Source organism: Amycolatopsis sp. NPDC003865 (genome assembly GCF_053605345.1).
In genome coordinates this window covers 670,702-686,099 of the sequence record NZ_JBSGJA010000002.1, presented here as the reverse complement: position 1 = coordinate 686,099, position 15,398 = coordinate 670,702, and the positions used below count along the sequence as shown (strand labels likewise).

At 72.0% G+C, this 15,398-nt stretch carries 14 protein-coding genes; 6 read left to right on the top strand and 8 right to left on the bottom strand.

Features of this window, described 5'->3' with window-relative positions; genetic code table 11:
• The first annotated feature begins 2 nt into the window (after nt 1–2).
• A complete protein-coding gene (locus ACWEVP_RS08230) occupies nt 3–1,364 on the top strand; it encodes an FAD-dependent monooxygenase (RefSeq protein ID WP_452061894.1) in 1,362 nt (453 codons plus the stop codon).
• On the opposite strand, the gene ACWEVP_RS08225 is transcribed toward ACWEVP_RS08230, so the two are convergent.
• Nucleotides 1,361–2,887, bottom strand: a complete 1,527-nt coding sequence (locus ACWEVP_RS08225) for an APC family permease (RefSeq protein ID WP_452061893.1) — start codon at nt 2,885–2,887, stop codon at nt 1,361–1,363. The genes ACWEVP_RS08230 and ACWEVP_RS08225 overlap by 4 nt on opposite strands.
• Before the next feature lie 265 nt (nt 2,888–3,152).
• Between ACWEVP_RS08225 and ACWEVP_RS08220 the strand changes: the two genes are divergently transcribed.
• Nucleotides 3,153–3,629: an Lrp/AsnC family transcriptional regulator gene (locus ACWEVP_RS08220; protein WP_086677247.1), complete on the top strand. Its 477-nt coding sequence runs from the start codon at nt 3,153–3,155 to the stop codon at nt 3,627–3,629.
• 53 nt (nt 3,630–3,682) lie between these two features.
• On the opposite strand, the gene helR is transcribed toward ACWEVP_RS08220, so the two are convergent.
• Together helR and ACWEVP_RS08210 are read right to left on the bottom strand one after the other, a co-directional pair.
• The gene (gene helR / locus ACWEVP_RS08215) at nt 3,683–5,887 is read right to left on the bottom strand and encodes an RNA polymerase recycling motor ATPase HelR (protein ID WP_452061892.1); all 2,205 of its coding nucleotides are present in this window, start codon (nt 5,885–5,887) and stop codon (nt 3,683–3,685) included.
• Nucleotides 5,888–5,987: 100 nt separating this feature from the next.
• Complete coding sequence (locus ACWEVP_RS08210) at nt 5,988–7,805, bottom strand: LamG-like jellyroll fold domain-containing protein (protein ID WP_452061891.1); 1,818 nt, start codon at nt 7,803–7,805, stop codon at nt 5,988–5,990.
• A gap of 79 nt (nt 7,806–7,884) precedes the next feature.
• On the opposite strand from ACWEVP_RS08210, the gene ACWEVP_RS08205 reads away from it, so the two are divergent.
• A complete protein-coding gene (locus ACWEVP_RS08205) occupies nt 7,885–8,268 on the top strand; it encodes a VOC family protein (RefSeq protein ID WP_452061890.1) in 384 nt (127 codons plus the stop codon).
• On the opposite strand, the gene ACWEVP_RS08200 is transcribed toward ACWEVP_RS08205, so the two are convergent.
• Both ACWEVP_RS08200 and ACWEVP_RS08195 read right to left on the bottom strand, forming a co-directional pair.
• On the bottom strand, nt 8,244–8,732 hold the full coding sequence (locus ACWEVP_RS08200) for a DUF6328 family protein (protein WP_452061889.1): 489 nt from the start codon (nt 8,730–8,732) through the stop codon (nt 8,244–8,246). The genes ACWEVP_RS08205 and ACWEVP_RS08200 overlap by 25 nt on opposite strands.
• Before the next feature lie 29 nt (nt 8,733–8,761).
• Complete coding sequence (locus ACWEVP_RS08195) at nt 8,762–9,721, bottom strand: helix-turn-helix transcriptional regulator (RefSeq protein ID WP_452061888.1); 960 nt, start codon at nt 9,719–9,721, stop codon at nt 8,762–8,764.
• Between the two features lie 56 nt (nt 9,722–9,777).
• On the opposite strand from ACWEVP_RS08195, the gene ACWEVP_RS08190 reads away from it, so the two are divergent.
• Entirely contained in the window at nt 9,778–10,380 is a 603-nt protein-coding gene (locus ACWEVP_RS08190; RefSeq protein WP_452061887.1) for a GNAT family N-acetyltransferase, read from the top strand.
• 22 nt (nt 10,381–10,402) lie between these two features.
• Here the strand turns inward: ACWEVP_RS08190 and ACWEVP_RS08185 are convergent, their stop codons facing one another.
• The 3 genes from ACWEVP_RS08185 to ACWEVP_RS08175 all read right to left on the bottom strand — a co-directional run bounded on the left by ACWEVP_RS08185 (nt 10,403) and on the right by ACWEVP_RS08175 (nt 13,681).
• Complete coding sequence (locus ACWEVP_RS08185; protein ID WP_452061886.1) at nt 10,403–10,795, bottom strand: TIGR03667 family PPOX class F420-dependent oxidoreductase; 393 nt, start codon at nt 10,793–10,795, stop codon at nt 10,403–10,405.
• Between the two features lie 66 nt (nt 10,796–10,861).
• On the bottom strand, nt 10,862–12,673 hold the full coding sequence (locus tag ACWEVP_RS08180; protein ID WP_452061885.1) for a DUF2339 domain-containing protein: 1,812 nt from the start codon (nt 12,671–12,673) through the stop codon (nt 10,862–10,864).
• A gap of 45 nt (nt 12,674–12,718) precedes the next feature.
• On the bottom strand, nt 12,719–13,681 hold the full coding sequence (locus ACWEVP_RS08175) for a Gfo/Idh/MocA family protein (protein WP_452061884.1): 963 nt from the start codon (nt 13,679–13,681) through the stop codon (nt 12,719–12,721).
• 89 nt (nt 13,682–13,770) lie between these two features.
• On the opposite strand from ACWEVP_RS08175, the gene ACWEVP_RS08170 reads away from it, so the two are divergent.
• On the top strand, nt 13,771–14,151 hold the full coding sequence (locus tag ACWEVP_RS08170; RefSeq protein ID WP_452061883.1) for a hypothetical protein: 381 nt from the start codon (nt 13,771–13,773) through the stop codon (nt 14,149–14,151).
• Between the two features lie 37 nt (nt 14,152–14,188).
• Nucleotides 14,189–15,328: a tRNA dihydrouridine synthase DusB gene (dusB, locus tag ACWEVP_RS08165; RefSeq protein ID WP_452061882.1), complete on the top strand. Its 1,140-nt coding sequence runs from the start codon at nt 14,189–14,191 to the stop codon at nt 15,326–15,328.
• The last annotated feature ends 70 nt before the right edge of the window (nt 15,329–15,398 follow it).

Sequence of the window (15,398 nt, the reverse complement as noted above, 5' to 3'; positions counted from 1 at the left end):
TCATGGACGCCGATGTGATCGTCGTGGGCGCGGGCCCGGTGGGCCTGTTCCTCGCGGCCGAACTCAAGCTGGCCGGTGCCGAACCGCTGGTCCTGGAGCGATTGACCGAGCCGTCCGAAGAGCCGAAAGCCCGCGGTTTGGGCGCGCTGGCGACCGAAGCGCTCTGGCGACGCGGCCTCGGCGACCAACTCGCCGAGGCCGACGTCGAAGGCACGAAGGACCTCGCGCGCGACCACGGCACCACCCGCGGCCACTTCGCGAGCATCTTCAAGATCGAACCCCGGGAAGACCGCCCGCGGACCAACATCTGGCAGCCGGAGCTGGAACGCGTGCTCGCGAAGCACGCCGAAGGCGTCCGGGTGCTGCGCGGGCACGAGGTCACCGCACTGGAGTCCGATGTGGATGGTGTCACCGTGACGGCCGGGAGGACCTGGCGCGCGCGGTACGTCGTCGGCTGCGACGGCGGCCGCAGCGCGGTCCGGAAACTGGCCGGCTTCGCCTTCCCCGGCACGCCCGCGCTGCTGCGCACAGTCGCCGGGCAGGCGCGGTTCGCCGGGGCCGTCCCGCCGACCGGGCGGTACGCCGGGGGCGCTTTCCTGCACGGCGGCAGCATGGTCGGGATCACCGAACCCGCCTCGAGCCCGGAGCCGTTCACCGCGGGCGAGTTCGCCGAGAGCATCCGGCGGATCACCGGCGCGGACGTCGTCGTCGAGGAGTTCCGCGAGCAACGGCGGTTCGGCGACCAAGCCCGGCAGGTCGACGACTACCGCCGCGGGCGCGTCCTCCTCGCCGGCGACGCGGCACACGTGCACTCGCCCAGCGGCGGCCAGGGCCTCAACCTCGGCCTGCTCGACGCACTCAACCTGGGCTGGAAGCTCGGTGCCGTCCTCCGCGGCGACAAGCCCGAAGCGTTCCTCGACACGTACACGCGCGAAAGGCACCCGGCGGGCGAAGCGGTGCTACGCAACACGCGAGCGCAGTCGGCATTGCTGGCGCCCGGCCCGCACGTCGACGCCCTGCGCGAGATCGTCGCCGAAGTCATGGACCTGCCCGAAGCGAACAAGTACTTCGCGGACCTCCTGTCCGGGGTCACCACCCGCTACGACTTCCCTTACCCCGCCGGGAAGCCGGCCGGCGAACACTGCCCGGACGTCGAAATCGTCGATGCGCACGGCCGCACGTCCCGCCTGCACGAGCACACCCGCACCGGCCGCGGTCTCCTGCTCACGACCGAGCCGGTGACCGAACCGCGCGTCGACGTGGTCCGGGTGACCAACACCGGCCCGCTGCTCCTGCGTCCCGACGGCGTCATCGCGTGGGCGGGCGAGGGTTCCCTGGAAACCGCGCTGGACACCTGGTTCTAGACCGGCTCGATGACGTCGCCGCCGCGCCGCACCACCCCGCGCGGCAGGCGGCGGCCGGCGAAGAAGTCACGGCACGCGCGGTGCACCGCGAACATCAGCGGCACGCCGAGCACGATCGACACCACACCGATCACCGCGACCCCGCCGATGCCGAACACCGTCGTCTCGCCCGCGTCCGGCTTCGCGTACTCCACCAGCGCGAACACCAGCACGGCCAGGAAGAACACCCCACCCGCGAACGGCAGCAAGCCGCGCAGCACGAAGTTGCGCACGCTCGCGAAAAGCGTCCGGCGGAACACCCAGACGCAGGCCAGCGCCGTCATCGTGTACTCGATCGCGATGGTCAGCCCGACCGCGTCGACGGAGTCCGCCAGCACGTTGTCGCTGATCAGCGCGAGAAGCACGTACACCGCCAACGACACGAGCCCGAACGTCCAGGTGGCCACCGACGGCGTCCGGAACCTCGGGTGCACCCGGCCGAAAACGCGAGGCAGCGCGCCATGACTGGCCATCGACAACGTCGTGCGCGCCGCGGGCATGATCGTCGCCTGGCTGGTGGCCGCACCGCTGGTGAGCACCGAGACGATCAGCAGCACGCCCAGCACCTCGCCGGTGGCGCCGTCACCGAACACGGCGCCGCCGAGGCCGGCGAGGACGTCGTCCGAGTTGGCCTCGTTCCCCAGGCCGATCCCCTCGGTGCCGACACCGGCGAAGGCGAGCGCGGCGACCGTGACGAGCAGGTAGTTCAGCACCAGCAGCACGGTCGAGAGCACGGCGGCCCGGCCCGGCGCGCGGCGCGGGTCGGCGGACTCCTCGTTGACCGACAGCGAGCTTTCCCAGCCCCAGTAGATGAACACGGCCAGCAGCACCGCCGACACCGCCGTGCCCGCGCCGACCCCGCCCGGCCACAGCCAGTCCAGGCGTGGCACCGACGCCTGCGGCCCGGCCGTGCCGTCGAAGACGCGGACGAGCGCGACGACCGAGAAGAGCACCAGGACGGCGAGTTCGACGCCGAGCAGGATCCACTGCAGCCGCGCGGACACCTCGATGCCGCGGTAGCACAGCCAGCACAGCACCAGCAGCCACGCGGCGCCGATCGCCGTCGTGACCCACCGGTTGTCCGCCGCGCCCGAAGCGCCGAACAGCAGCAGCGTGTACCGGCCGGTCAGCGCGGACTGGCTGCTCATCACCAGCAGCTGGGCGACCGTGACGACCCAGCCGGTGAACCACCCCGCGTGCGCGCCGAACGCGCGGGCCGCCCACGTGAAGTTGGTGCCGCAGTCGGGTTCCGCGGTGTTGAGCTCGCGGAACGCGAACGCCACGAACAGCACCGGGACGAACGACAGCAGCACGAACGCGGCCGCCTTGAAGCCGGCGCCGGCCAGCACGATCAGGCCGAGCGTGGCCGCGATCGAGTACGCCGGCGCCGTCGACGACATCCCGATGACCATCGACGACACCATGCCCAGCGCGCCACCGCGCAGTCCCTTTTCCGGGACGGCGGGAGCGAGTGCCACGGTCATTTCGTCGGTCCTCCTGGGGTTGCGGGAGACGGCAAAGCCGCCAGACGGTACCCGCCGCGGCCCCGTGAGGGGGCCCGGCTGTGCGCGGGCGCACAAAACCGCCTCGGAATGACTCGTGAGTTTCGCCCTCAGCCACCGAATCCTCGGCAAATCCCGATCCTCGCGCCGGATCACGTGAAGCTGGCGCGGGGGTCTCGCTTTCTGGTCAGGTCTCGATACGCTGCGCACTTGACAAATCACATGCCGAAACACAGGGAGGGACGGCATGGGTGACGATTCACGTGCGCGCGGACTGGACAACACGGACAGATCGCTCATCGCCCTGCTGCAGCAGGACGGCCGCGCGTCGTTCACCGCGCTCGCGAAGGCGGTGGGGCTTTCGGAGGGAGCCGTCCGCCAGCGCGTGCAGCGGCTGCTGCGCGACGACCTCATGCAGATCGTGGCGGTGACCGACCCGGTCAACGTCGATCTGACGCGTCAGGCGATGGTCGGGATCAGCGTCGACGGCGCTGATCCGCGCGAGGTGGCGGACAAGCTGTCCGAGCTCGCGCACGTGCACTACGTCGTGCTGTGCGCCGGGCGCTACGACCTGCTGGCCGAGCTCGTCTGCCGGGACGACGACCACATGCTCGAAGTGCTCGGCGAGGAGATCCGCAAGATCGACGGCGTCTCCGGGACCGAGCTGTTCGTCTACCTCAAGCTGGCCAAGCAGAACTACGCCTGGGGCCGGCTCACGGCGTAGCCGCTCGTGAGTGTGAAACAGGGTTAGAACCCTGTTTCACACTCACGAGGCCGCTACAGGAACCGGCGGTGCCCGGCGCGCACGGGCGCGCCCGCTTCGGCGAGCCCGGCCAGCACCGGCGGGAGCGGATCCCGGTGCAGCACACCGAGGCGCTGCGTGGCGCGGGTGAGCGCGACGTACAGCTCGGCCGCGCCCCGCGCGCCTCCGGCCAGGATCCGCTCGGGCTCGACGACGAGGACGGCGTCGAACTCCAGGCCCTTGGCCGCCGACGGCGCGACCGTGCCGGGTACGCCCGGCGGGCCGATGACGACGCTGGTGCCTTCGCGTCCGGCTTCGGCGCGTTCGAAATCGTCGATGGCGGCTTGCAGTTCGCCGTCGGCGATCCGCCGCGACCACGGCCGGATCCCGCACGCGCGCACCGATTCCGGCGGCCGCGTGTCCGGCGCGAACTCCGCGAGGAGCGCACCGGCGACGGTCATGATCTCGGCCGGGGTCCGGTAGTTGACGGTCAGCTCCCGGTACACCCACCGGTCGGCGACGTACGGGGCCAGCACCGGTCCCCACGCCGTCGCCCCGGCCGGGCTGCGCCGCTGCGCCAGGTCGCCGACGATCGTGAACGACCGGCTCGGGCACCGCCGCATCAGCACCCGCCAGTCCATTTCGGACAGTTCCTGTGCCTCGTCGACGACGACGTGACCGTACGTCCAGTCGCGGTCGGCGGCCGCGCGTTCGGCGAGGTCACGCGTGTCGCGCTCGACGAACCGGCCGGCCAGGTCTTCGGCGTAGAGCAGGTCGGTGGCGACCAGGCCGAGGTCTTCGTCCAGTTCCTCGCGGTCGAGCTTGATCAGGTCCATGACGCCTTCGGCGTACTCGGCGTCCTCCCGCGCCCGCCGGCGGGCCGCGGCGCGTTCGGCGGAGTCGTCGTGGCCGAGCAGGTCGACCAGCTCGTCGAGCAACGGCACGTCGGAAACCGTCCACGCGGCGCCGTCCGCGCGCAACAGCGCGGGGTCCGCCCCCGCGGCCTCGAGCCGGCGCGGCGACATGTACAGCGGCGCCAGCAGCGTCTCCGGCGTCAGCTCCGGCCACAGCGCGGAAAGCGCGGCGTCGAGGCCAACGTGGGTGGCCAGCTCGTCGAGGACGTCGGCGCGCAGTTCGGTCCACGCGCCGCGGTCCTCGCTGGTCAGCCAGCCCTCGCCGATGCGCGCGGCGGCCCGCTCGGCGAGTGCCGCCACGACGTGCTCGCGGAAGACCGCGCGGGCCTCGTTGTGCGGCAGCCCCGACCGGCGCGCCTCCAGCCGGGCCTCGCCCGCGATGCCCGCGTCGAGCTCGACGGTGACGTCGGCCAGCTCGACCGGGACCGGTTCGTCGGGCACCTTCTGCCGGTCGGCGACCGCCGCCTCCAGCACGTCGAGGATCTCGAGCGAGCCCTTGAGCCGCGCGGCTTCCGGCGTGTCCTCGGCGGTCACGCGCAGTCCGGGGACGAGGTCGCCGGTGGTGCGGAAGACGACGTCCGACTCGCCGAGCGACGGCAGCACCCGGCCGATGTGGTCCAGGAACAGCGGGCTCGGCCCGACCACCAGCACGCCGCTGCGCGACATCCGCTCGCGCCGCGTGTACAGCAGGTAGGCGACGCGGTGCAGTGCGACGGCGGTCTTGCCGGTGCCCGGCCCGCCCTCCACGACGAGCACGCCCGGGTGGTCGAGCCGGATGATCTCGTCCTGCTCGGCCTGGATCGTGGCGACGATGTCCCGCATGCCCTCGCCGCGCGGCGCGTTGACGGCCGCCAGCAACGCCGCGTCCCCGCGTTCGTGGTCACCGGGCCGGCCGAGCACCTCGTCGGTGAAATCGACGACGTTCCGCCCCACGGTGTGGAACTGGCGGCGGCGCCGCGTGTTTTCCGGCGTCGCCGCGGTGGCGACGTAGAACGGGCGCGCCGCCGGCGCCCGCCAATCCAGCAGAAGCGGTTCGTAGTCGTTTTCGCCGTCGAAGAGCCCGAGCCGGCCGATGTAGCTGGTTTCGCCCGAAAGGGCGTCCAGCCTGCCGAAGCAGAGCCCGTTGTCGGCGACGTTCAGCCGGACCGCTTCGCGCGCCCGGACGCGCACGTCCGCGTCCCGCTCCACCAGCGTGGTGCCCGGTTCCCCCAACGCGGAGCGGTAGCGGGCGCGCGCTTCGTCACGTTCACGGTCGAGGCGCGCGTACAGCCCTTCGACGTACGCGCGCTCCGCCCGCAATTCCTCGTCGTACCCCTGATTTGACAAATTCCCCTCACAGCGGTTAGACTTGCGGAACATTCGATGGGCCTTCTTGTGAATTCGGAAGGCACGTCGATTTTTTATTGTCCACCCGCTGTCAAGGCCCTCAGCCCAGCATGAATTCACGCGGGTTCAGCGGCCGGTCGGCCACCCGCACATCGCCCAGCAAACCGGCGAAGCTCCGGTCCACCTTGCCCTCGTACGACGACGCGCCGACCAGCCACGACCCGCCCGGGTTCGCGAGCCCGATCGCCGGCGTGGCCGGGTTCCGGACCACCGGACAGCCGTCGACGTACACGACCGTGCGCCGCCCGTCGTTGACCACCGCGACGTGCCACCACTTCTCGACCGGCAGCTCGTGGCCCCAGTTCGTCGAGATCCGGTCCTGGTTGAGCGGGAACACCGCCCACTGCAGCTCGCCACCGTCCGAAAGGGACAGTGTGGCCGCCGATTCCTTCGGGTCGTCGCCGGTCTTGCCCGCGGCGGCGCCGCTGCCCTCGCGGGCGAACAGGCCGCACCAGCCGTGGTGGCCGTCCTTGAAGTTCGCCGGCAGCCGGAAGAACGCCTCGACGGTGTAGCCGCGTTCGAACTTCAGCTTGTTCATCGGCGCCGCGTCGACCGTGCGCAGGTACGCGCCCCGGCTCGGGTCGCGGCCGCCGTCGAACCGCAGGCTCGCCCGCGACGGCTGCCGCGGCGAGAACTCGCTCGAGAACTTCAGCGCGTCCGGGCCGCTGCCAGGCGCGGTGACGCGGGTGAGGTCGTTGCCGCGCCCGGTCTGGTCGCGCACGACGACGTCGGCGGGCACCGGCTTGCCGTCCTGGCCGCCTTCGAAGCGCCAGTAGGCGACCGTGCCCGGCACCAGCTGCTGCTTCGCCGGACGTCCCGGCGGCACCGGCACCGGCGCGAAGCCCTTGAAGCGCTCGGCGAAGTCGATCTCCAGGCTGAAGTAGTCGGCGGTGCCGCTGCGTTCGACCTCGACCTGTTGCATCTCGCTGAGGTGGTCCTGCGCGGCGAGCCACGGCGAGAACGTCCGGACGTCGATGACGCCGCGCGCCAGGTCGAACTGGTAGAGCCGGACCATCGCGCTGCCGCCGTAGTAGCGGTCCTGGTAGTTGGCGATGTGGACGTGGACGTCGTGCCCGGCGGCGTTCTTGCGGACCGTGCGCCCGGTCGGCCAGTAGTGGCCGTTCAGCGTCAGGAAGATCTGGTCGTTGCCGTCGACAAGTTCCTTCCAGACCAGCTCGCCGAAGGTGGAGAACTGCGCCTGGGCGTCGTCGTCGGCCCAGACGAGCTCGTGGATGGTGAGGATCGCGGGCAACGCCGGGTGCTGCGCGAGGACCTGCTTCGCCCAGTTCAGCCCGCCGGCCGAGGGCCGCCAGTCCAGCGCCAGCAGCAGCCAGTCGCGGCCCCCGCCGCGGAAGACGTGGAAGGTGTTGTAGCCGTCCTTCGAGGCGCCGCGGAACGTCGGCGAGTTGCGCTGGCGCTGCGGGCCGAACGCGTCCAGGTACGGCGACGGGCCGCGCTGGTCGTCCTTCGAACCGTCGATGTCGTGGTTGCCCGCGAGCGTGCTGTACGGGAACCGGCGGCGGTCGAGGGCCTGGAACGACCTGCTGATGCGGGCGAACTCGTCCACCCGGCCGTTCTGCGTGAGATCTCCGAGGTGAGCGAGGAAGACAACGTTGTCGTCGGCCTCGTCGAGGACGTACCGCAGCGAAGCGTCCAGCGGGGCCGCGTCACCGCGGTCCTCGTCGAACAGGTACTGCGTGTCCGGCATGACCACGAGCGTGAAACGCGGATCTTCGGCGTCGGGGCGGTGCTCGCCCTGAGCTTGGGCGGCCGGCGCGCCGAGGACGCCCGGCAGGGTCGCCGCCGCGGCGACGGCCGGAGCGCCGAGGAGGAAGGTCCGGCGAGAAGTGTCAGTCACGGGCGGGAAGCTACGGGCGCCGCCCGACCGTCCCGGCAACTGCTGCCGAACACGGGATGAACAGCGGTACTGTGCGCGCATGCGGGTCTTCCGGCTGATCCAGCCCGTCGACGACATCGAGGTCGCGGTCGCCTTCTACGCCGCCGTCTTCGGCGATCCCGGCGAGCGGATCGCGGTCAACCGGCACTACTTCACCTGCGGTGGCGTGGTGCTCGCCTGCGTCGAGGCGCCGGTCGAACACCGCGAACCGCGGCCGCGCAAGGATCCGCGGATCGTCTACCTGGCGGTCGACGACGTCGAGGAGACGTTCGGGCGGGTGCGCGCCGCCGGGCCGCGCTGGCTCGACGACGCCATCGAGACGCAGTTCTGGGGTGAACGGTCCTTCTACGCCGACGACCCCTTCGGCAACCCGCTCTGCTTCGTGCAGGAGGACACGCTCTACTTGGGCGGTCCGGTCGGCTGATCGCCGTTCTCCGGGTTCAGCCGCAGCGGCATGACGAACCAGAGGATCCCGAAGATCAGCACGCAGAGCACGCCCATCACGATCATCGCGATCTCGCCGTAGACCACCTTGGCGATCAGCGCGACCGTCGACGTGATCGCCAGGGCCAGGCAGACCAGGCCGACCAGCACCAGGCGGTTGCCGACGGTCAGGATCCGCTCCCGGCTCCCGGTGCGGAACAGCAGGCGGTGCCACGCCGCGGGCGCGGTCAGCAGCGCCGTCGCGGCCACCGCGAGCGCCACCGCGGACAGGTGCAACGACTTTTCGAACCCGCTGGCGTCGTGGAAGCGGTCGGTGAACACGACCGAAAGCAGGAAGCCGAAGAGGATCTGCACGCCGGCCTGCGCGACGCGCAGCTCCTGCAGCAGCTCGCCGATGTTGCGCTGCAGCTTCTCGTTGCGGGTCTCGCCGGTGTGTTCCGCCACGGGAAGACGATACGCGGGTTTTGCGCGGTTCACCGTTCGCCGGCGGCGGCCAGCAGGCGCTGCCCGAGAGCGCGGACGGCCTCCCGGACCTCCGGGCACCGCACGATCCGGAACGGCGCCGGGATCCGGGCGAGCTGCTCGGCGTACCACGCGGGGTTGCTGGTACTGCCGGTCAGCCTGGTCGTCCCGTCGTCGACGCGCTCGAGCCTGCCGACGGCGCGCGGCAGGCACCGGCCCACGCGGTCGAGCGGCGCGTCGATCACGACTTCGACGTCGTACTCCCAGCCGACCGCCAGGTGGTCCTCGACCGCCGTGACGGGGTCGAGGTCCCGAGGCGGCTCGAACGTGTCGTCGCCGATCGCGACGCCGCGCACGCGGTCGATCCGGTACGCCCGCAGCACGCCCTTCGGGTGGGTGCGGCACAGCAGGTACCACCGGCCGTGGCGGACGACGACCGCCCAGGGGTCGACCTCACCGTCCCACTCCTTGCCCGCCTCGGAGCGGTAGCCGAGCCGGACGCGCCGGTGGTCGGCGCACGCGTGAACGAGGGCCGCCGTGGTGCCGGGGTCAGGCCGCGCGGTAGCGGCGTCCGGGGCGGGCGCGGCGGTCCGCCGGACGGCTTCGGCCTGCGCGGCGACCGGCTCCGGGAGGGCCTGCACGATCTTGCCGAGCGCGCCGCCGACCAGGGTGGCGGCGTCCCGGGCGTCGTGGTGCCCGTCGAGCACGGCCATGACCAGGCCGAGCGCCTCGGCCGGGCTGAAGGTCAACGGCGGCAGCCGCAGCCCCCGCCCGACCCGGTAGCCGCCGTACGGCCCGCGGGTGGCGACGACCGGGATCCCGGCCTCGCGCAGGATGCCGACGTAGCGCCGGGCGGCACGTTCGGACACGCCGAGCTTGCCGGCGAGCCGCTCGGCGGTGATGCCCGGACCGGCCTGCAGGAGCTCCAGCGTGCGCAGCGCCCGTGCCGTCGGGCTCGTGTCGTCCGCCATGGCGATTCTCGATTCCGGCAGTGGATCGTCCGGAACCGATCGTAGGCTGCGCGACCATGACCGACACCTGCGCGACGGCCGACGTCAAGGTCATCCCGGCCAACGAAGCGTCCTGGGAGGACCTCGTCGCGATCTTCGGCACCGCCGACTACCCCGCCCGCTGCCAGTGCCAGCGGTTCAAGGTCGCCGGCTGGATCTGGCGCGACTCCACGCAGGAGCAGCGGACCGCCATGCTGCGCGGCCAAGCGGGCTGCGGTGACCGGGACGCCCCCACGAGCGGGCTCGTCGCGTACGTCGACGGCGAGCCGGCCGGCTGGGTCGCCGTCGAGCCGCGGACCGCCTACCCCAAGCTGCGCGGCTCGCGCGTGCCGTGGAGCGGCCGCGCCGAAGACAAGGACGACGACGGCGTCTGGGCCGTGACGTGCTTCGCCGTCCGCAAGGGCTACCGCGGCCGTGGCCTCACCTACCCCCTGGCCGAGGCGACGATCGGGTTCGCCCGCGAACGCGGTGCGCGCGCTCGAGGCGTACCCGATGATCACCCAGCCGGGCAAGGAGATCACGTGGGGCGAACTGCACGTCGGCGCTCGTCAGGTGTTCGCCGACGCCGGGTTCACCGAAGTCAGCCACCCCACGCCGCGACGCGTGGTCATGCGTATTGAGTTGTCTACTGTGGACTGATACTCACCACCCCCAGGTGCGGTCGGGCACCACGCGGATGCGGACGGAGTACTCGGCGTCGAAGGCCTCGGGCGTCTCGAACCCGATGGCGGCGTACGCCGGGCCGTACTTGTCGAGGTAGCCGGGCGCCTCCGACGCCTTCCCCTCTTCGACGCGCGCCTTGCCGTTCACGACGAGGATCGCGCCGCCGCTTTCGTTGCCGTTGAGGTGAAAGCTCACCTCGGGGTTGGCCTCGATGTGCCGCAGCTTCGCGGTGTCCGGCTTGCTGAACACCACGATGTCGTCGCCGTCCAGCACGAACCACACCGGTCGCGGCGCGGGCCGCCCCTTCGGCGTGACGGTGGTCAGCCAGCCGATCCGCTCCGCGGACCGGTCGGCGAGCTTAGGTTGGGTCATCGGTCGATCCCCCTGGTCGTCGGGCTGTGACCCAGGTAACCACAGGGGTACGACAATTCTTCCGCGTCAGCGCGAAGCGACCCGCCGCGCGTACCGCGTCCCGGCCGCGAGCAGCACCAGTCCCGCACCGAGGAACGCGCCGACGCGCGCGAGGCCGTCCAGCGTCGCCAGGTCGAACAGCACCAGCTTCAGCACGGCGGCGCCGACCAGGACCAGCCCGATCACGCGCAGCGCGACGACGTCGATGCCGCGCAGGAGCAGCACCAGCGCCGCGATCGTCCAGGACACCGTGATCAGCGCGTGGCCGAGCAGGAAACCGGTGCGGCCGGGAACCGCCAGCAGCGACCCGCACAGCACGACCCCGGCGGCGCCGTACAGCGCGGAAACCCCGGCGACGAGCCAGATCGGCAGGTCGTCGGCCGGCCCGCGGAAGACCTCGAGGCGCAGGGCCGCCCACGGCAGCGCGACCGAAACCGCGAGCAGCAGCGCGGCGACCGCGAGCGCGCCGGCGACGTCACCGGCCGGCCGGATCCGGTGCACCATCAGCAGAACCGGGGTGACGTCGAAGCAGACGCCGATCACGCCGCCGATCGTGGCGAAGCCGAGCGCGGCGCCCAACGCGACCTTGTTGCGCCCGCCCAGCGCGGCCACCACCAGCAGCAGCGCCTCGCCGAGCAGCACGCCGGCGCGGGCCGGGCCGTCGAACTGCGTGACGGTCGCCTGCAGGATCGCCAGCAGCCCGCCGAGCCCGGCCAGCTGCCCGGCGATACCCGGCCACCAGCGGCGCGCCGCCCACACGCCGAGGAGGACGACCCCGGCACCGGCCGCGACGGGCACCGCCTGGGCCTTCGGCAGCAGCACGGCCGCGACCAGCGCCGGCAGGATCGCCGTCGCCAGCAGGGAAAGCGCGGCGGGGTCGTTTTCGCGGCGGCGCAGGACGATGAGCGCGAGCGTGACGCCGACGAGCCCCGCGCCGAGCGCCGCGCCGGTGTTCGCCCAGCTGCTGTGCACGACCGCGGTGCTGACGACGGAGGCGAACAGCGGCGGCACGCCGGCGGCGAGCGTCAGCGAGGACCAGTCGCGGCGCAGCTGCGCCGGCACCGTCGCGAGCTGGACCATCAGCAGGAACGCGACGAGTTCGGGCGTGAAGCCGCGGGTGATCATCGGCGCGCAGACCGCACAGCCGAGAACGACGACGGAAGCCAGCAGCGGCGACTCCCACCGCACGGCCACGAGCAGCCCGCCGACGGCGACCGCCAGGCCCACGGCGAGCCCGGCGAGGACCGGCAGGAAGTCGTAGAGCGTCGTCGCGGCGACGGCGTCGAGGTAGAGCGTCGCGATGCCGGTCCAGGCGAGGGCGAAGGCCCCGGTGCGGCCGGCGGGCTTGCGGTGCAGCCAGACGCCGGCCCCGGTCAGCGCGAGCCCGAACGCGGCCCCGACGAGCACGCGCGGCAGCGGCCCGAGCCAGCCCCGCTGGACGGCCAGCACGAGCAGCAGGACGACGCCGAGCAGCGTGACGCCACCGCCGACCCAGGCCAGGACGCGGCTGCCGGCGCCTTCCTTGCCGAGCTTTTCCCCCAGCGTCGGGCGCGGCGGAGGCGGCAGGTAGGGCGACGGCGGCGGGACGTACTGCGGCCGGGGCGGCTGCCAAGGGTTCTGCGGCCACGGCGGCGGCATCTGCGGCGGCTGCGGCCAGGGCTGGGGTTGCGGCTGGGGCTGCGGCGGCACGGCCTGCCGCGGCCGCTCAGCCTGCGGTTCGGCGGCTTTCGGCTGCTCGGCACGCACGGAACGGAGTTCGGAGCCCACCACGGCGAGACGACGCCCCAAGTCGTCGATCTCGCCGGCGAGCCGGAGGAGCACATCTGCTTCGGTGGTCATACCGGACAGAGTCGCCCACAACGGCCCACCAGCGGATCCGTAGCACTACTCAACCGCGGTGAGTACCCGGTCCATGGTCGTCATGATCGAGACGGTCTCGGCGAGCGGCATGAGCGGGCTTTCGGTCTCGCCGGCCGCCAGCCGCCGCGCGACCTCGTCGGCCTGGTGCCGCAGGCCACGGCCTTCGTCGACGTACTCGTGGCGGATCCGGTCGCCGTCGCGCGGGACGAGCGTGAAGGACGCGGGTGCGTAGAACGGCCCGTCGACCTCGATGCGCGCGTCCGTGCCGACGATGACCGCGGTGGTCGGCGAAACCGCGCTCAACGTGCAGTTCAGCACCGCCTGCGCCCCGTTCGGGTAGCCGAACAGCATCGACATCTGCGCGTCGACGCCGGTGAAGGCGGGCGTCGCCATGGCGGCGACGCGGTCGGGCGTGCCGAGGACCATCGAGGCGAACGAGACGGGGTAGATCCCCAGGTCGAGCAGGGCGCCACCGCCGAGTTCGGGCGCGAAGAGCCGGAAGGCGGGGTCTTCGGCGAACCACTGCCCGTGGTCGGCGGCGACGGTGACGACGTCGCCGAGGCTCGGCAGCAGCTCCCGGATGCGCCGGACGTGCGGCAGGAAGCGCGTCCACATGGCTTCCATGAGGAAGAGGTTCCGCTCCTTCGCCAGCGCGACGAGGTCCCGCGCCTCTTCGGCGTTCATGGTGAACGGCTTTTCGACGAGCACGGGCTTGCCGGCTTCGAGCGCGAGCCGGGCGTTGCCGTGGTGCATGGGGTGCGGCGTGGCGACGTAGACGACGTCGACGTCCGGGTCGTTCGCGAGGGCTTCGTAGCTGCCGTGCCGGGTGGCGATGCCGCGTTGGCCGGCGAACCGGTCGGCGCTTTCGGCCGTTCGCGACCCGACGGCCGTGACGACGCCGGAGCCGGTCAGCTTCAGGTCTTCCGCGAAGGCCCCGGCGATGCCGCCGGTGCCCATGATTCCCCAGCGCAGGGGCTTGTCGGTCATGCCGGAACCCTATGTCGGCAAAAGCACCGTGGGTGCCCGCCGCGCGGTCGGGCACGGTGGAAGGTTCCCGAGTCGAGCGGAGGGTCGCCGTGCCCCGTCGCCGCGTGCCGGATCGCGCCACCCCCGTCGGGGCCGGCCGGATCTTCCTGCCGGTGATGCTGGTCGTCTTCGGCCTGGGCACGCTGGTGCTCCTGATCGCCGGGATCAGGGTGCTGGCGAACGACCCCGACCCCTCGCCGTGGCTGGTCCTGTCGGCGTTCGCGGCGGCGATCCAGCTGGTCGCGGTGCTGGCGCTGGGCTTCAAGCGGCGCTGGGGCGCGAAGGTGCTGGCGGGGGCGTTCGTGGCGAGCGTGCTGATGGACTTCGCGTCGGTGAGCGGGCTGACCACGGGCGCGGTCCTGATCAAGATCATCGTGGCCGGCGTCCTGGCCACGGCGGTCCTGGTCCGCTGGGACGACCTCGTCGCTTGACCGCCCCTGGTCGACGTGATCGACACCACAAGCGACAATGGAGGACGTGACCGCCACCCTGAGCAAGCCCGCCCTGAAGATCGGCCCCTACCAGGTCGATCCGCCAGTCGTGCTCGCTCCGATGGCCGGCATCACCAACGTCGCCTTCCGGCAGCTGTGCCAGGAGTACGGCGCCGGCATCTACGTGTGCGAAATGATCACCGCCCGCGCCGTCGTCGAACGGCACCCCGGCACCATGCACATGATGACCTTCGGGGCCGACGAAAAGCCCCGGTCCATGCAGCTCTACGGCGTCGACCCGAAGACCATGGCCGAAGCCGTCCGGATCATCGTCGGCGAAGGCCTCGCCGACCACGTCGACTCCAACTTCGGCTGCCCGGTCGCGAAGGTGACGCGCAAGGGCGGCGGGGCGGCGCTGCCGTTCAAGCGGAAGCTGTTCGAAGCGATCGTGCGGGAGTCCGTTCGCGCGGCCGGCGACGTCCCGTTCACGGTGAAGTTCCGCATCGGCATCGACGACGACCACCGCACCTTCCTCGACGCCGGCCGCATCGCCGAAGCCGAGGGCGCCGCCGCCGTCAGCCTCCACGCCCGCACCGCCGCGCAGCGCTACTCCGGCCAGGCCGACTGGACGAAGATCGCGGAGCTGAAGGAAGCCGTCACGAGCATCCCGGTGCTGGGCAACGGCGACATCTTCTCGGCGGACGACGCCCTGCGCATGGTGGCGGAGACGGGCTGCGACGGCGTCGTCGTCGGCCGCGGCTGCCTCGGCCGGCCGTGGCTGTTCGGCGAGCTGGAAGCGGCCTTCGCCGGCCGCCCGCTGCCGACCCCGCCGAACCTCGGCGAGGTCGCGAAGGTGCTGCGCCGCCACACGGAACTGCTGGTCGAGCACGACGGCCACGACAAGGCCATGCGCGACATCCGCAAGCACATGGCGTGGTACCTGATGGGCTTCCCGGTCGGCTCCGAACTCCGCCGCGGCTTCGCGATGGTGTCGAGCATGGACCAGCTGGACGACCTGATCGCCCAGCTCGACCACGACGCGCCTTTCCCGGAGGCGGCCACGGGTCCGCGCGGACGTCAGGGATCGCCGGGCAAGGTGACGCTGCCGCACGGCTGGCTCGACGACCCGGACGACGACTGCGTCCCCGAGGCGGAAGACATGCACTCCGGCGGCTGACGCCCGAACCCCTGACATCTGTCAGGGCCAAGTCGTGGCGGACGGCATCCTTGCGCAAACCCCCGCCGCG

Coding starts and splice junctions, on each gene's coding strand:
- ACWEVP_RS08190 (WP_452061887.1), top strand. CDS start 9,778: ATGACCGACACCTGCGCGACGGCCGACGTCAAGGTCATCCCGGCCAAC.
- ACWEVP_RS08205 (WP_452061890.1), top strand. CDS start 7,885: ATGCGGGTCTTCCGGCTGATCCAGCCCGTCGACGACATCGAGGTCGCG.
- ACWEVP_RS08175 (WP_452061884.1), bottom strand. CDS start 13,681: ATGACCGACAAGCCCCTGCGCTGGGGAATCATGGGCACCGGCGGCATC.
- ACWEVP_RS08185 (WP_452061886.1), bottom strand. CDS start 10,795: ATGACCCAACCTAAGCTCGCCGACCGGTCCGCGGAGCGGATCGGCTGG.
- ACWEVP_RS08230 (WP_452061894.1), top strand. CDS start 3: ATGGACGCCGATGTGATCGTCGTGGGCGCGGGCCCGGTGGGCCTGTTC.
- ACWEVP_RS08180 (WP_452061885.1), bottom strand. CDS start 12,673: ATGACCACCGAAGCAGATGTGCTCCTCCGGCTCGCCGGCGAGATCGAC.
- dusB (WP_452061882.1), top strand. CDS start 14,189: ATGGAGGACGTGACCGCCACCCTGAGCAAGCCCGCCCTGAAGATCGGC.
- ACWEVP_RS08220 (WP_086677247.1), top strand. CDS start 3,153: ATGGGTGACGATTCACGTGCGCGCGGACTGGACAACACGGACAGATCG.
- ACWEVP_RS08225 (WP_452061893.1), bottom strand. CDS start 2,887: ATGACCGTGGCACTCGCTCCCGCCGTCCCGGAAAAGGGACTGCGCGGT.
- ACWEVP_RS08195 (WP_452061888.1), bottom strand. CDS start 9,721: ATGGCGGACGACACGAGCCCGACGGCACGGGCGCTGCGCACGCTGGAG.